Annotated in this window: 14 protein-coding genes; 8 read left to right on the top strand and 6 right to left on the bottom strand. The window is 72.6% G+C overall.

What is annotated here, in order from left to right; all coding sequences use genetic code 11:
- Positions 1–30 precede the first annotated feature (30 nt).
- Positions 31–816, bottom strand: a complete 786-nt coding sequence (locus C7S10_RS02840) for an LLM class flavin-dependent oxidoreductase (RefSeq protein ID WP_108342864.1) — start codon at positions 814–816, stop codon at positions 31–33.
- A 17-nt stretch (positions 817–833) separates the two neighbouring features.
- Positions 834–1,193: a VOC family protein gene (locus tag C7S10_RS02835; RefSeq protein WP_108342863.1), complete on the bottom strand. Its 360-nt coding sequence runs from the start codon at positions 1,191–1,193 to the stop codon at positions 834–836.
- A 41-nt stretch (positions 1,194–1,234) separates the two neighbouring features.
- Here C7S10_RS02835 and C7S10_RS02830 point away from each other — a divergent pair, with 41 nt between their 5' ends.
- Genes C7S10_RS02830 through menD form a run of 3 tightly spaced genes read left to right on the top strand, consistent with a single transcriptional unit; the run spans position 1,235 to position 4,766 of the window.
- A complete protein-coding gene (locus C7S10_RS02830) occupies positions 1,235–2,236 on the top strand; it encodes an AMP-binding protein (RefSeq protein ID WP_243395162.1) in 1,002 nt (333 codons plus the stop codon).
- Positions 2,237–2,247: 11 nt separating this feature from the next.
- The gene (locus C7S10_RS02825) at positions 2,248–3,201 is read left to right on the top strand and encodes an o-succinylbenzoate synthase (RefSeq protein ID WP_108343286.1); all 954 of its coding nucleotides are present in this window, start codon (positions 2,248–2,250) and stop codon (positions 3,199–3,201) included.
- Complete coding sequence (gene menD, locus C7S10_RS02820; RefSeq protein ID WP_108342862.1) at positions 3,198–4,766, top strand: 2-succinyl-5-enolpyruvyl-6-hydroxy-3-cyclohexene-1-carboxylate synthase; 1,569 nt, start codon at positions 3,198–3,200, stop codon at positions 4,764–4,766. Before C7S10_RS02825 ends, menD begins: the two co-directional genes overlap by 4 nt.
- Here the strand turns inward: menD and C7S10_RS02815 are convergent.
- Positions 4,747–6,360, bottom strand: a complete 1,614-nt coding sequence (locus tag C7S10_RS02815; protein WP_108342861.1) for a hypothetical protein — start codon at positions 6,358–6,360, stop codon at positions 4,747–4,749. The genes menD and C7S10_RS02815 overlap by 20 nt on opposite strands.
- 41 nt (positions 6,361–6,401) lie before the next feature.
- Here C7S10_RS02815 and C7S10_RS02810 point away from each other — a divergent pair, with 41 nt between their 5' ends.
- Together C7S10_RS02810 and C7S10_RS02805 are read left to right on the top strand one after the other, a co-directional pair.
- Positions 6,402–6,740: a hypothetical protein gene (locus C7S10_RS02810; protein WP_108342860.1), complete on the top strand. Its 339-nt coding sequence runs from the start codon at positions 6,402–6,404 to the stop codon at positions 6,738–6,740.
- Between the two features lie 12 nt (positions 6,741–6,752).
- Positions 6,753–8,624 (top strand): Na+/H+ antiporter, encoded by a 1,872-nt coding sequence (locus tag C7S10_RS02805; RefSeq protein WP_108342859.1) that lies wholly within the window; start codon positions 6,753–6,755, stop codon positions 8,622–8,624.
- Positions 8,625–8,750: 126 nt separating this feature from the next.
- Here the strand turns inward: C7S10_RS02805 and C7S10_RS02800 are convergent, their stop codons facing one another.
- The gene (locus tag C7S10_RS02800; protein ID WP_133176414.1) at positions 8,751–9,953 is read right to left on the bottom strand and encodes a glycoside hydrolase family 16 protein; all 1,203 of its coding nucleotides are present in this window, start codon (positions 9,951–9,953) and stop codon (positions 8,751–8,753) included.
- 139 nt (positions 9,954–10,092) lie between these two features.
- Between C7S10_RS02800 and C7S10_RS02795 the strand changes: the two genes are divergently transcribed.
- On the top strand, positions 10,093–10,725 hold the full coding sequence (locus tag C7S10_RS02795; protein ID WP_108342857.1) for an MBL fold metallo-hydrolase: 633 nt from the start codon (positions 10,093–10,095) through the stop codon (positions 10,723–10,725).
- Positions 10,726–10,734: 9 nt separating this feature from the next.
- Here the strand turns inward: C7S10_RS02795 and C7S10_RS02790 are convergent, their stop codons facing one another.
- Together C7S10_RS02790 and C7S10_RS02785 are read right to left on the bottom strand one after the other, a co-directional pair.
- On the bottom strand, positions 10,735–11,961 hold the full coding sequence (locus C7S10_RS02790) for an isochorismate synthase (RefSeq protein WP_108343285.1): 1,227 nt from the start codon (positions 11,959–11,961) through the stop codon (positions 10,735–10,737).
- A 7-nt stretch (positions 11,962–11,968) separates the two neighbouring features.
- Positions 11,969–12,937: a L,D-transpeptidase family protein gene (locus C7S10_RS02785; RefSeq protein WP_243395161.1), complete on the bottom strand. Its 969-nt coding sequence runs from the start codon at positions 12,935–12,937 to the stop codon at positions 11,969–11,971.
- Between the two features lie 84 nt (positions 12,938–13,021).
- On the opposite strand from C7S10_RS02785, the gene C7S10_RS02780 reads away from it, so the two are divergent.
- Both C7S10_RS02780 and C7S10_RS02775 read left to right on the top strand, forming a co-directional pair.
- Positions 13,022–13,711 carry a demethylmenaquinone methyltransferase gene (locus tag C7S10_RS02780; RefSeq protein ID WP_108342856.1) on the top strand — a complete coding sequence of 230 codons (690 nt, stop codon included), beginning with the start codon at positions 13,022–13,024 and terminating at the stop codon, positions 13,709–13,711.
- 30 nt (positions 13,712–13,741) lie between these two features.
- Positions 13,742–14,734: an aldo/keto reductase gene (locus tag C7S10_RS02775; RefSeq protein ID WP_108342855.1), complete on the top strand. Its 993-nt coding sequence runs from the start codon at positions 13,742–13,744 to the stop codon at positions 14,732–14,734.
- The last annotated feature ends 2 nt before the right edge of the window (positions 14,735–14,736 follow it).

The following is a 14,736-nucleotide window of genomic DNA, read 5'->3' as shown; positions in this document are numbered from 1 at the left end:
GATACGTCGCCGCGGAAAGCTTTGCCCCGGTCAGGGACCTGCCTCGACGATGGACCGCACCGCGTCGAGGTCGAGGTCGAAGGGACCGATCCGGGTCAGCACCCAGGAGGCACCCCGGTCGAGCCACTCGCCCGGGTCCTGCTCGGGCCGGAGGTCCACCACGACGTCGAAGCCGGGGGCGGGGCGGAGCGCGACGAGGTCCGCGGTGAGCGCGTCGAGGTCGTCGGGACCGTCGAGCCCGATCACGAAGAACCCGTCCCGGGTGGCGGCCCGGCGCATCGGCGCACGGTTGCCGAAGCGACCGGCCAGCCAGATCGGCACGGCCGGCGCCGGCCGGAAGCGCGCGTCGCGCGCGGTGTAGTGCTCGCCGACGTGGTCGACCGGCTCGCCGCGCAGCAGCCCGGTGAGGACCTCGAGCCCCTCGTCGAGCATCCGGCCGCGTACCTTGGGGTCGGCCTCGTCGCCGAAGCCGCTGAGCTCGCCCACCCAGTCGTCGCCGATCCCGAGGCCGAGCACGAACCGCCCGCCGGAGAGCACCGCGAGGCTGGCCGCCTGCCGGGCCAGCACCTGCGGCCGGCGGCGGGGCAGCGGGGTCACCATCGGTCCGAGCAGCAGCCGTTCGGTGCGCATCGCGATCGCGGCGCAGCACGTCCACGGGTCGGCGATCGCGGTCACCCGGTCGCCGTACGCCAGGTGGTCCCAGACGAAGAAGCCGTCCCAGCCGGCCGCCTCGGCCGACGCAGCCAGGTCGCCGACCACCCGGGGGTCGGCCAAGGCGTCGAAGGGGGCGACGAAGAGTCCACGGCGTGTGCTCATCGAGTGCGTCCCACGCCTCAGTCGGCCGTGCTCTCGCCCAGGATGCAGAACTCGTTGCCCTCGGGGTCGGCCAGCACCGTCCACGGCGTGCCGTCGCCCTGGCCGATGTCCACCCGCACGGCGCCGTGGGCCAGCAGCCGCGCCACCTCGGCGTCGTGGTCGTCAGGCCGGAAGTCGAGGTGCAGACGGCTCTTGCCCTGCTTGGGCTCGTCGATGCGAGCGAAGTCGATCCCCGGCATCCGATCGGGCTCCGGGCGGATCTCGAACTCGTCGTCGGAGGTGTAGACGACGACCCAGCCGAGGGCGTCGGCCCACCACTGGCCGAGGGCGGCCGGGTCGACGGCGTGGACGAGGACCTGCTCCCATTGCAACGTCATCCGGCGAACATAGCCCGCACGCCCGGGTCTACCGTGCTGGGGTGAGCCTCCTGAGCCCCTCCGACGACGCGGCCGCAGCGATCACCCAGCTCCGCACCTGGCTGGAGACCGACGATCCGCAGCACCTGGTGATCGAGACGTCCGGCAGCAGCGGCCGCCCCAAGCGGGTGGTGCTGTCGCGCGACGCGGTCGTCGCCTCCGTCGAGGCGAGCGCGCGGCGGCTGGGGGAGCGCGGCCAGTGGCTGCTGGCGGTCCCGTCGTCGTACGTCGCGGGCGTGCAGGTCATCGCCCGCTCCCTGCTCGCCGGGCACGATCCCCGGGTGGTCGCCGACCTCGATTTCACCGGCGCGACGGAGGGCCGGTTCACCTCGCTCGTCCCCACCCAGCTGCACCGCCTGCTCGAGGACGGCAGCCAGGTCGAGGCCCTGCGCCGCCTGCACACGATCCTCCTCGGTGGCGGGCCGCTTGACCCGGGACTGAGGAGGCGCGCCGAGGACGCGGGGTTGCGGATCGTGGCGACGTACGGCGCCTCCGAGACCGCCGGAGGCTGCGTCTACGACGGGGAGCCGCTCGACGGCGTCACGCTCGACCTCGCAGAGGACGGCCGCATACGGATCGGCGGACCGACGATCTTCGAGGGCTACGACGACGACCCGGCCCTCACCGCCATTACCCTCGTCGACGGCAGGTTCTGGACCTCCGACGCGGGACGCATCGACGACGACGGGCGCCTGCACGTGCTCGGCCGCATCGACGACGTGGTCATCAGTGGCGGCGTCAAGGTGCCCCTCCCGGCGGTCGCGGCCCGGATCCGTGAGCACCCCGACGTCCACGCCGTGGAGGTGCTCGGGGTGCCCGACGACGAGTGGGGCGCCCGGGTGGTCGCGTTCGTCGTCCCCACCCTGTCGCGCAAGAAGCTGCGCAACTGGGTCGCGGAGGAGCTGCCGCGCACGTGGGCACCGCAGCAGGTCGTCGCCGTCGAGACGCTCCCGCTGCTCCCCAACGGCAAGGTCGACCGCCAAGCGCTGGCGGGCCTGGTGTGATGGCAGGCGTGATGGCTGGCGTGAGGCACGTCTTCTCGATCCCCCTGCGCACCCGGTTCCGCGGGATCACCGTCCGCGAGGGTGTGCTGATCCGCGGCGAGCACGGCTGGGGCGAGTGGTCGCCGTTCCTGGAGTACGACGACGACGTCGCGCGCCCCTGGCTGCGCTGCGCGGAGGAGGCGGCCACGGGCGACTGGCCCGACCCCGTGCGCGACCGGGTCCCGGTCAACGTCACGGTCCCCGCCTGCAGCCCCGACGAGGCGCACCGGATCGTGCTGGCCGGCGGCTGCGCCACCGCGAAGGTGAAGGTCGCCGAGCGCGGCCAGACGCTGGCCGACGACGTCGCCCGGCTCGAGGCGGTGCGCGACGCGATCGGCCACGCCGGCCTCGTGCGGATCGACGCCAACGGCGGCTGGGACGTCGACGACGCCGTCCACGCGATCACCCTGCTCGAGCGCGCCGCTGGCGGGCTGGAGTACGTCGAGCAGCCCTGTGCGGAGGTCGAGGACCTCGCGGTCGTGCGCCGACGGGTCGACGTCCCGATCGCCGCGGACGAGTCGATCCGGCGGGCCGAGGACCCCTACCGCGTGCGCGACCTCGAGGCCGCCGACATCGCGGTGCTCAAGGTGCAGCCGCTCGGCGGGGTGCGGGCGTGCGTGCGGATCGCGGAGGACATCGGGCTGCCCGTCGTGGTGTCCAGCGCCGTCGAGTCCAGCGTGGGGATCGCCGCCGGGGTCGCGCTGGCGGCCGCGCTGCCCTCGCTCGAGCACGCGTGCGGTCTCGCCACGGTCCAGCTGCTCACCGACGACGTCGCCGTCGACCCGCTGCTGCCCGTCGGCGGGTTCCTGCCGGTCCGGCCGGTCGCGCTGTCCGACGAGGCGCTCGCACGCCTGGCGGCACCACCCGACCGGGTCGAGCACTGGGAGCGCCGGCTCAGCGCCGTACGGCAGGATCAGCGTTCGTGACCGACTCGACCGACCTGGCGCGCGGGGTCGTCGCGCACCTGGTGCGCAACGGGGTGGCCGAGGTCGTGCTCGCCCCCGGCTCCCGCAACGCCCCGCTGGCCTTCGCGGCCCACGACGCGGCCGAGGCAGGCCTCCTCCGGCTGCACACGCGCATCGACGAGCGCACGGCCGGGTTCCTCGCCCTCGGACTGGCGAAGGCGGGCCGCCCCGCGGCCGTGGTCTGCACGTCGGGCACCGCCGTCGCCAACCTGCACCCCGCGGCCCTGGAGGCCTGGCACGCCGGGCTGGCCGTCGTGTTCGTCACCGCCGACCGGCCGCTGCGGCTGCGCGGCACCAGCGCCAGCCAGACCACCGACCAGGCCGGGATCCTGCCGCGGCTGCCGTTCACCGACATCGCCGACCTCGACCACCTCCCGCCCCTCGACCTCGCCCGCCCGGCGCACCTCAACGTCCAGCTCGACGACCCGCTGGTGCCGCGCGACCGCTGGCAGGTGCCGCAGGTGATGGTCGGCAGCGGGCCGAGGTCGTGGCACGAGGAGACCGACGTCCCGCACGGTCCCCGCACCGTCGTCGTCGCCGGCGACGACGCCGGCCCGCCCGCGCGGGTGCTGGCCGAGCGCGGGCAGTGGCCCCTGCTCGCCGAGCCCACGAGCGGCTCCCGCACCGGCACCCACGCCATCCGCACCTACCGCCTGCTGCTGGAGGGTGATCTCGGCGCGCAGGTCGAGCGGGTCGTCGTCGCCGGGCACCCCACGCTGTCCCGCCCGGTCTCCCGTCTCCTCGCCCGCCCCGACGTGGAGGTGTGGGACGTCGAGGGCGACGGCCTGTGGCGCGACCGGCCGTTCCCGGTGGACCACGCCGTCGCCCGCGCGACGACGTCGGAGTCGAGCGACACCGCCTGGTTCGACGCCTGGCTCGCGGCCGACCGGTCGGTGGCACGGCAGCTCGACGAGCTGCTGCGGGGCGAGGGGGAGCTCACGCCGTACGACGTTGCGGGTGCGGTGAGCCGTGCGCTTCCGCGCGACGGGCTCCTCTTCGTCGGCGCCTCGAGCCCGATCCGCGACCTCGACCTGATGGTGCCGCGCTACGAGGTCGGCGGTCGGCGCAAGGTGGTCGCCAACCGCGGCCTCGCCGGCATCGACGGCACGGTGTCGAGCGCGATCGGGGCCGCGCTCGGTCGCCCGCACAGCAGCCGCGCGCTCGCGCTGATGGGCGACGTCACCTTCCTGCACGACATGACCGGCCTGGTCCTCGGCCCGCGCGAGGAGCGCCCCGACCTGACGATCGTGGTCACCAACGACGACGGTGGCTCGATCTTCGCGATGCTCGAGCAGGGCGCCCCGGAGGTCGCCGACCGCTACGACACGCTCTTCGGCACCCCGCACGGCGTCGACGTCGCCAGCCTGTGCGCCGCCACCCGCACGCCGCACCTGCGCGTCTCGAGCCTGCCCGAGCTCGAGCAGGCGCTGGCCTCGCCCAACGGCGGGATCGAGGTGGTCGAGGCGGTCGTGCGGCGTGACAACCGCCGCGACCTGGACCAGCGGATCAGGGCGCTCCGGGCCTGACCGCGACCTCGCTGAAGGTCGAGCCGAGCAGCGTCGGCGTCCCCTTCGACGGCAGGTGGATGATCCCGACGGCGACGTCGGCGAATGACAGCACCCCGTCCTTGCCCGGGCGGTACTTCCCGTACGGCGGCGCCCACACCACCCGCAGGTCGGGCCGCCCGTCGAGCCGGGTCGTCACCCGCAGCGCCACGATCGCGAGGGAGCCGTCCGCCACCCGCACGACCCGCGACAACCCGTCCGGTCGCACCGTCACGTCGTAGCCGCGGAACATCGCCCGGCTCCCGAGGTCGGCGACGTTGTCCCGCCAGGCCCGGGAGTCGCGGTCGACCTCGAGCCGGTCGTCCTCCTCGCCGGTGCGGAGGAAGTCGCGCCAGGCCGCCGTCGCCGCCGCCGCGTCGTTGTTGCCGGGCAGCGACCGGGGGGTGCCGGGTCGCGGCAGGTCGCGCGACACGACGCTGCCGCCCTGACGGAGCCACGGCGCCTCGACCGCCGCCTTGGTGAAGAGGTCGACGCGGGTGTCGCGCCCCACCCGCGAGGCCGCCAACGACCACATCGGGTAGGAGTCGAAGCGCGCGGAGAACGCCTCGACCCCGTCGTGGGTCGGCGGGGTGCGCCGACCGAGCTTCGTCAGCCGCCCGACCCGGGTGCCGAAGAGGTCGCTCTCCAGCGCGGGCCCGCGATCGGCGAGACGCCACTTCGTCGTGGCGTACCTCGGCGGACGGGCGGCCTTGATCGCGGCGCGGAGGCGGGCGTCGTACGACTCGAGGAGGGCGGGCAGGTCGGCGCGGGTCAGCGCGACCTTGGTGGTGGCGAGCTCCGACGACTGGCGGCGGGTGGGCAGCAGGTCGTCGGGCGCGCACCCGGCCAAGGAGACGGCCAGGGACAGGGTCAGCACGACCGAGAGCGCGGCGTGCCTGCCGCGGGACGGACCGGGGGTCGGGGTCGACGGCGGGACGTACGCCGCGATGCGATCGGCCGCGGTCGGCGGGCCCGGCCCACGGCGGCGTCGACGCAGCAGCAGCTCGACGCCGGCGAGCAGCAGGACGGTCCCGACCCCGAAGACCACCAGCGCAGCGACGTACAACCCGGGCACGGTGACGCCGAAGGACACCGTGGTCGGACCGGCGCCGGTCAGCGGCGCGATCACCCACTGGGCGGCCGAGGCGCCGCGGTCGAGCGTCAGCTCCTCGGTCGACGACCCCGTCATGGACGCGGTCCAGAAGTCGGCCCGTGCCGGGTCGACCGACTCGCCCGCGCCGGCGTCCTCCGACCCGACCCCGGTGCGGGTCACGTCCGTCAGCCGGATCCGTGACGAGTCGCCGACGAAGTCCGCGACGTCGACCGGGTGCGCCGTGCCGATGAAGACCCCGCCCGGGGCCGAGGCACGCAGCGTGACCGTGACTCCGTCGTAGGCGAGCAGGTCGGGCGCGGTCAGGATCGGCCGGCCGTCGGCGCCGAGCGCGGAGGGGCGGTTGAAGACCGTGTCGTCGGAGCCCACGACCCCGGCGACGAGCGCGCCGGCCGCGGCGAGCAGCAGGCCGACGAGGGTGAGGAGGGCCAGGACCGACCTGACCACCACCCCGAGGACCCGCACCCGAAGGATTATCCATGGCGCCCTCGGGCAGGGTGGCACCCATGACGACAGCATCAGAGCTCGCCACCACGCCCGGCGTCATCCCCTACGTCGAGGCGCACAGCGGGCCTCGCCGGCTCCTCACCGTCGACCTCACCACCGGCAACGCACCGGTGCGCGCGAAGTACCGCCCGATCGCCAGCATCGACGGGCGTCAGTACGTCGTCGTGTGGGGCTCGGTGTCGTGGGAGATCCCGGCCGATCGCAACGTCCACGTCAGCGTGCACCTCGAGGGCGCCTACATCGCGCAGACGGCGTCACTCATCCTGCCGCCCGGCGACGGGCGCGTCGTGCTGACCTACGCGACCGACTACCGCAGTGGCATCGGCTCGCTCGGCTGACATGATCCCAGGGTGGAGATCGCGCTGTTCCTCGTCGCCCTGGTCGTCGTCGTGCTCGCCGGGACGGCGCTCGCCGACCGGGTCGGCCTGCCCGCGCCGCTGCTGCTGATCGCCATCGGGGTCGTGGGCACCTTCGTCCCGCACGTCCCCGAGGTGCATCTCGAGGCGGAGGTCGTGCTCCTCGGCCTGCTGCCGCCGCTGCTCTACGCCGCCGCGATCCAGACCTCGCTCGTCGACTTCAACGCCAACCGGCGCACCATCGGGCTCCTCTCGGTCGGCCTGGTCGTCTTCACCGCCTTCGGGGTCGGAGCGATCGTGCACCTGATCGTGCCGAGCATCTCGTGGCCGATCGCGATCGCCATCGGCGCGGTGGTCGCGCCGCCCGACGCCGTGGCCGCGACCGCCATCGCCCGCAGCATCGGCCTGCCCCGACGCGTGGTGACGATCCTCGAGGGCGAGTCGCTGCTCAACGACGCCACGGCCCTCGTCTCCCTGCGTACGGCGCTCGCCGCCGCCTCGGTCGGCGTGCACACGCTCGAGGTCGGGGTCGACTTCCTGTGGGCCTCCCTCGGGGGCGCCGCGCTCGGGTTCGTCGTCTTCGTGGTCGTGGCGAAGCTCCGCAAGCTCGTCACGGACCCCCTGATGGACACCGCGATCTCGCTGGTGACCCCGTTCGCGGCGTACCTCCTGGCCGAGGAGCTGGAGTCGTCCGGTGTCATCTCGGTGGTCGTCGCCGGCCTCCTGCTCGGCCACAAGGCGCCGATCATCCAGACCGCCCAGTCGCGCATCGCCGAGCGGATCAACTGGCGCACCATCGCCTTCCTGCTGGAGAACACCGTCTTCCTGCTGATCGGTCTCCAGGCGCGCTGGATCCTGGAAGGAGTCGCCGACAGCGAGATCGCGCCGGGGCGCATCGCCGCGGTCTGCGCCGCCTCGCTCGCCGCCGCGATCGTGCTGCGGATGGTGTGGGTCTTCGCCGCCCGCTACGCCCTGGTGCGGCCCGGTCCCGATCCCGCCACCGGTCACGCGCCGCCGTGGCAGTACACCTTCATCCTCGGCTGGGCCGGCATGCGCGGGGTCGTCACGCTGGCCGCGGCGTTCGTCATCCCCGAGGAGACCGAGCACCGCGAGGTGCTGCTGCTGATCGCGTTCACCGTCGTGGCCGGGACGCTCTTCATCCAGGGGCTCTCGCTGCCGTGGGTCGCCCGTCGGCTGCGGGTGCCCTCGCCCGACCCGCTCGACGACGCCCTGGCCCGCGCGGCCCTGCTCCAGCAGGCCTCCAAGGCGGGGTTCATCGCCCTCGACGAACTCGACCACGACGACCCGCACGGGGTCTACGACCTGATCCGCCAGCGCGTCGACCAGCGCAACTTCGCCGCATGGGAGCAGCTGTCCACCACGCAGGGCCAGGAGTCGCCGAGCGACCTCTACGCCCGTGCCCGGCTGGCGATGATCGACGCGGAGCGTCAGAAGGTGCTCAAGGTCCGCAGCACCGGCACCGTCCCCAGCGACGTCGTGCGCGAGGTGCTCGCGATCCTCGACGTCGAGGAGTCGATGCTCGACATCGCCACCGCCGAGGCCGACGGCGACGCCCCGCGCGCGCGGCGCGTCGTGGTCGGCCGCTCGTGCGACCACCTCGACACCGCCGGCCCCGCGGTCGCCTTCACCGCCGAGGACGGCCTCACCTGCCAGCAGTGCGTCGAGCTCGGCTCACACTGGGTCTCGCTGCGGCGCTGCCTGGCCTGCGGCAACGTCGCCTGCTGCGACTCCTCCCCGCACCGCCACGCCACCGAGCACTTCCACGACACCACCCACCCGGTGATGCAGTCCGCCCAGCCGGGCGAGGACTGGCGCTGGTGCTACGTGCACCACCTGACCGGCTGACGCGGGGGCCGGCAGCCCGGCCCGCTCCCGCCCGCCTACCGGCCGCCACCCCGGCCCCCGGAAATGCGAAACACGCCGCCCCACCGGAGTGGGGCGGCGTGTCGCCGTACGAGATGAGCTGGTGGCTCAGGCCTGCCAGAGGCGGACCCAGTCCACGTTCATCGTCTGCGGCAGCTTCTTGTCGCCGCCGGGCATCTGCGAGATCTCGTAGTCCGAGCTGAGCAGGCTCAGGATCGGGAACTGGAACTGGTCGGAGACGCCGACCTTGGTGCGGTAGGTCTCCTTGCCGTCGATGCGGAAGACATACATCTTGGGCGTCCACTCGACCGAGAACACGTGGTAGTTCTTCGACCAGCCGTCCTTCTTGTTCTTGAGGAACGACGTGGGGCTCTTGATCCACGAGCCGGTCTTGACGGCCTTGTTGTTCTTCGTGGAGTAGATGAACGACGTCAGGCCGCCCTGGGGGTGCTTGTCACCGAAGTACTCGACGACGTCGATCTCGGCGCGCGGGTCGCCGCCACCAGCGGTGGTCGGACGCATCCAGAATCCACCGTGCTGGCCACGGAGCTTGTGCGTCTTGATGCGGGCGGCCGCGAAGCCGTAGCGCATCGAGACGCTGCCCTCGGTGCCGATGTGGCCGTTGAGGCGGTAGTCGAAGCTGCCGGTGGACTTGCCGTCCTTCTTGGCCACGCACCTCTCGTTGGCGCGGGTCGGGTCCTTGATCACCGAGAGCTTGACGGTGCCGCCGCTGACGGACACGGCGCTCGGGTCGCCCTTCGAGCACTCACGCAGGCTGTCGGGTTCGTAGTAGATGCCGCGGTTGCTCCACGAGGGGCTCAGGGTCGAGCCGGTGAAGTCGTCGCTGAACGAGGCGGTCAGCCAGCGCTCGGTCGTCGTCGGCTTGCTGGTGACGGCCTTCGCACCCTTGTACGGCGCCGCGGTCACGCGGTAGGTCAGGGCCTTGCCGCCCTTGGAGATGGGGGCGCCGAACTCGGCGAGACCCTTCTTGGTCAGCTTGGTCTTGGAGACCGTCTTCCACTTCTTGCCCTTCTGCACCTGGAGTGCGACGGGGCGGCCGGCCTTGGCGGGCTTGATCGTGGCGGTCAGCGCGGCCTTGGCCGAGCCGGCGCTCGCAGGCTTCTTGCCCTGCTGCACGATCTGCGGCATGGCCACGAGCTTGGCCTTGCCCTTCGCCTTGGCCTGGCGGGCGTTGGTGGTGTTCTGCGGGGCGTCAGCTGCGTCGGCCGAGGTGGTCGCGGAGACCATCAGCAACGAGGCGGGCATGAGCAGGGCCATCAGGCTCCCTGCCAGTGCGCGGCGTCCAGACATGAGTTCTCTCTTCGTTCGGGTGCATGTGGTTCCCCCTGGCATCCGTCGAGGGCGCCCACACCATAACTGCCGCGTGTTGGAGGTCGACAATCAGACAGGCCGGGGCGCTGAATGGTTGTCAGCGATCTAGGTTGGGTCCATGAGACTGACGAAGTTCGGGCACGCGTGCGTCCGTGTCGAGCAGGACTCGACCGTGGTGGTCGTCGACCCGGGCGGCTTCACCGAGCCCGGCGCGGTCGACGGCGCCACGGTCGTCCTCATCACCCACGAGCACGCCGACCACTACTCCGCCGACCACCTGCGACGCACCGACGCGCCGATCCTGACCGTCGAGGGTGTGGCGGCCAGGATCCGTGTCGACGCGCCCGACCTGGTCGAGCGGTTGAGCGTCGTGCGCGCCGGGTCGGTCCTCGACGTCGGCCTGCCCGTCGACGTGGTCGGCGAGCGGCACGCGATGATCCACCCCGAGATCCCGCGCGTGGACAACAGCGGCTTCGTGCTCACGGTGGACGGTCTGCGGATCTACCACCCCGGCGACTCCCTCACCCTGCCCGAGCGCGAGATCGACCTGCTGCTCGCGCCGATCAGCGCCCCATGGTTGAAGGTGGGCGAGGCGATCGACTTCGTCCGGGCGGTCGGCGCCCCGCGCAACCTCGGCATCCACGACAAGGTCTACACCGACGCAGCCCTCGGGATGGTCGACGCGCACATGGGCAACCTCCTGCCGGAGGGCCAGGAGTTCCTGCGCCTGCCCGAGGGCAGCGACCTCTAGCGGCGCCGGTCAGCGCGAGAGGGCGTCGCGCACGGGCACGAACTTCGCCTGCGACTCCGCGAGCTCCGACTCGGGGTCGGAGCTGCCGACGATGCCGCAGCCCGCGAACAGCCGCACGGTGTCGCCCTGCACGATCGCCGAGCGGAGCGCGATGCCCCACTCGCCGTCGCCGTTGGCGTCCATCCACCCGACCGGCCCGGCGTAGCGGTCGCGGGCCATGCCCTCGATCTCGTCGATCAGGGCGACCGCGGAAGCCGTGGGCGTGCCGCCGACGGCGGCTGACGGGTGCAGCGCCTCGGCCAGCTGCAGCGAGGACACCGTCGCCGCGTCGTGCACCACGCCGGCCACGTCCGTGGCCAGGTGCATGACGTTGGGCAGGTGCAGCACGAACGGCACCTCGGGCACGTTCATCGAGGAGCAGTGGGGCTCGAGGGCGTCGGCGACCGAGCGGACGGCGTACTCGTGCTCCTCCAGGTCCTTCGACGAGCGGGCGAGCGTGCCCGCCAGCGCGGCGTCGCGCTCCTCGTCGCCGGTGCGCCGGATGGTGCCGGCCAGCACCCGCGAGGTCACCAGGCCGCGCTCGCGGCGCACCAGCATCTCCGGCGTGGCCCCGAAGATGCCATCGACGTGGAAGGTCCAGCACATGGCGTAGTCGTCGGCCAGCTTGCGCAGCGGCCACCGCACGTCGACCGGCTCGTCGCAGGTGGCGATCAGGTCGCGCGCCAGCACGACCTTCTCCAGGTCGCCGGCGTTGATGCGGGCGACCGCCTCGGCCACCGCGGACATCCAGGCGTCGCCGTTGAGGGCACCGTCGGCGAAGCTGAGGCCCACGGGCGGACGCGGGAGAGGAGCGGCGACGAGGTCGGGCGCGTCGACGTCGACCGTGGTCACCCAGGCCCGGTCGCCGCGCCGACCGACGATCACCTGCGGGACGACGAGGACGGAGTCGCCCGGGTCGTCGGCGAAGCCGAAGGTGCCGAACGCGACCAGACCGGTGCCGGGCTCGTTGACCTCGTCGTGCACCTCGGCCCGGCCGGTGATCTCCGCCCACCACTTGTCGGCGTCGCGGAAGCGGGCCGAGCCGGAGGTGCGGATGACCGCCGCCCGGCCCCAGCCGACGAGGCCCTCGTCACGTCGCAGCCAGCTGACCGGCGAGTCGGCGGGCACGAGGTCGAGCAGTGACTCGATCGAGTCGAGGTCGACGCTCGCCGTACGCACGACCATGGGCGCTGTCATCACCACGTCACGAACGGTAGACGATGACCTTGTCACCGACCTGCACCTGGTCGAAGAGCCAGCGGACGCCGTTGTAGTCGCGCACGTTGACGCAGCCGTGGGACGCGCCGTTGTAGCCGGTGGCCGCGAAGTCGGGGGAGTAGTGCACGGCCTGCCCGCCGGAGAAGAACATCGCGAACGGCATCGAGGTGTTGTAGAGGCTTGAGACGTGGTCGCGCGACTTCTTGAACACCGCGAAGGCACCCTCGCGGGTCGGCAATTCGTCGGAGCCGAAGCGCACGTCGTAGCGCGACTTCACCACACCGTCGATCACCCAGCGCAGCGAGCGCGAGGTCTTGTCGACGCACATGGCGCGACCCGTCAGGCAGCGCGGGTCGAGGGCCGGTCCGGTCGGCACGATGTTGAACAGCTCTGCCTTGGTCGGCTTGCGGGTCATCTCGGCGAGGCGGTCGAGGGTGCGGCGGTCGACCTCACCGGTGACGGGGATCTTGCGCTTCTCCTGGAAACCGGTGACGGCCGCGACGGTCGTCTCCTCGAAGACCCCGGTGACCTCGCCCTTCCACCACTTGACCTGCTCGAGCCGGGCCTGGAGGCGGCGCACCGGCAGGCCGCGGTCGCCGAGCTTCAGGATCGCCGGCCCGGGCGTGTAGATGTTGTGCAGCGCCTCGGTCGTCGGCTCGGTGGTCTTGGCGACGAGCTTGTCCCAGGTGGCGCGGTCGACCACGCCGCTGGTCGGGCGCTTGCGGCGCGCCTGGAAGGTCCGCACGCCGTCGCGGGTCTGGGCATCGAACCGGCTGGTGATGACCTCGGAGTGCAGCCCCAGCTGGTGCAGGCGGCTCTGGAGCACCCGCACCTTCCACCCGGTGTCGCCGAACCTCAGGCGGTCGAAGGTCGCGTTGGCGGGGGCCGCGAGGGACGCGAGGCTCAGCGCCAGGACGAGGGCGAGCAGCATCGGGACGAGACGGGGCGTGCGCATGGGGACTCCGGAGTGAGGTGGGTGTCGACAATCGTAGGGACGCCCACCGACTTCGCGAAGTTGCCGACGACTACCCTCTGGGGCGTGGCCCGCGCTGAGCTCGACAAGCAACCGACCGACGTCCGACGCATGTTCGACGCGGTCGCGAAGCGCTACGACGTGACCAACGACGTCCTCTCGCTCGGGCAGGACCGGCGCTGGCGCCAGGACGTGATCGACGCGGTCGCCCCGGCGCGCGGCGAGAAGGTGCTCGACCTCGCCGCCGGCACCGGCACCTCGAGCCAGCCGTTCGCCGACCGCGGCGCGATGGTGGTGCCCTGCGACTTCTCCCTCGGCATGCTCCAGGTGGGCAAGAAGGCGCGACCGGCCCTGCCGTTCACGGCCGGCGACGGCACCAGGCTGCCGTTCGCCGACGACACCTTCGACGCCGTCACCATCTCGTTCGGGCTGCGCAACATCGTCGACCCGGTCCAGGGCCTCCGGGAGATGCGACGCGTCACCCGACCCGGTGGCCGGCTCGTGGTCTGCGAGTTCAGCCACCCCACGTGGACGCCGTTCCGCACCGTCTACATGGAGTACCTCATGAAGGCGCTGCCCGCGATCTCGCGCGCGGTCTCGTCCTCGCCCGACGCCTACGTCTACCTCGCCGAGTCGATCCGCGCCTGGCCCGACCAGCAGGGCCTCGCCGACCTCATCGGTGGCGCCGGCTGGACCGCCCCCGAGTGGCGCAACCTGTCGGGCGGCATCGTCGCGCTGCACCGCGCGACCGCCTGATCGCACCCGGTCCTCACCTAGGGTCGGGCCATGGACTCCCGCACCTTCTCTCGCACACCCTTCTCCGCCTCGGTCGTCGGCCTCGGCACCTGGCAGCTCGGCGCCGACTGGGGCGACGTCAGCGAGTCCGACGCCCGTGCGGTGCTGGAGGCCTCGGCCGAGGCCGGGGTCACCTTCTACGACACCGCCGACGTGTACGGCGACGGGCGGAGCGAGCAGATCGTGGGCCGTTTCGTCGCCGACCACGCCGACGCCGGCTTCACGGTCGCGACCAAGATGGGTCGACGCGACGAGCAGGTGCCCTCCAACTACGTCGAGCCCAGGTTCCGCGAGTGGCTCGACCGCTCGCGCCGCAACCTCGGCGTGGACACGATCGACCTGGTGCAGCTGCACTGCCCGCCCTCGGAGGTGATCGACGACGACCAGACCTACGACGTCCTCGACCAGCTCGTCTCGGAGGGGATCATCGCGGCGTACGGCGTCAGCGTGGAGACCTGCGACCAGGCGCTGAGCGCGATCGCCCGGCCCCACCTCGCGAGCGTGCAGATCATCCTCAACGCGTTCCGGATGAAGCCGCTCGACGCGGTGCTGCCCGCCGCCTCGGCGGCCGGGGTGGGCATCATCGCCCGCGTGCCACTGGCCTCCGGGCTGCTGTCGGGGAAGTACGACCTCGACACCACCTTCGCCGAGGACGACCACCGCACCTACAACCGCGACGGCAGCGCGTTCGACGTGGGGGAGACGTTCTCCGGTGTCGACTACGCGACCGGTGTCGCCGCCGCGCAGGAGTTCACTGCGCTGGTGTCGGCCGCCCTGCCGGACGTCACGCCCGCGCAGGCCGCCATCGCGTGGATCGTCCAGCAGCCCGGCGTCACGACCGTCATCCCGGGCGCGCGCAACACGGCGCAGGCGCAGGCGAACGCGGCGGCCGGCGAGGTCGGCGCGCTGCCGGGCGAGCTGCTGGCCGGGATCTCGGACCTGTACGACGCCCGCATCCGCGAGCAGGTGCACGGCCGCTGGTGAGC

The organism is Nocardioides currus, assembly GCF_003057875.1.
Lineage (GTDB): Bacteria > Actinomycetota > Actinomycetes > Propionibacteriales > Nocardioidaceae > Nocardioides > Nocardioides currus.
The sequence above is the reverse complement of the archived record's forward strand: the minus strand, read 5'-3'. Positions and strand labels throughout refer to the sequence as shown.

Excerpts from the sequence above, each read along its gene's own strand:
- C7S10_RS02840 (WP_108342864.1), bottom strand. The coding sequence starts at position 816 with ATGAGCACACGCCGTGGACTCTTCGTCGCCCCCTTCGACGCCTTGGCC.
- C7S10_RS02835 (WP_108342863.1), bottom strand. The coding sequence starts at position 1,193 with ATGACGTTGCAATGGGAGCAGGTCCTCGTCCACGCCGTCGACCCGGCC.
- C7S10_RS02825 (WP_108343286.1), top strand. The coding sequence starts at position 2,248 with ATGGCTGGCGTGAGGCACGTCTTCTCGATCCCCCTGCGCACCCGGTTC.
- C7S10_RS02810 (WP_108342860.1), top strand. The coding sequence starts at position 6,402 with ATGACGACAGCATCAGAGCTCGCCACCACGCCCGGCGTCATCCCCTAC.
- C7S10_RS02800 (WP_133176414.1), bottom strand. The coding sequence starts at position 9,953 with ATGTCTGGACGCCGCGCACTGGCAGGGAGCCTGATGGCCCTGCTCATG.
- C7S10_RS02795 (WP_108342857.1), top strand. The coding sequence starts at position 10,093 with ATGAGACTGACGAAGTTCGGGCACGCGTGCGTCCGTGTCGAGCAGGAC.
- C7S10_RS02790 (WP_108343285.1), bottom strand. The coding sequence starts at position 11,961 with ATGACAGCGCCCATGGTCGTGCGTACGGCGAGCGTCGACCTCGACTCG.
- C7S10_RS02785 (WP_243395161.1), bottom strand. The coding sequence starts at position 12,937 with ATGCGCACGCCCCGTCTCGTCCCGATGCTGCTCGCCCTCGTCCTGGCG.
- C7S10_RS02775 (WP_108342855.1), top strand. The coding sequence starts at position 13,742 with ATGGACTCCCGCACCTTCTCTCGCACACCCTTCTCCGCCTCGGTCGTC.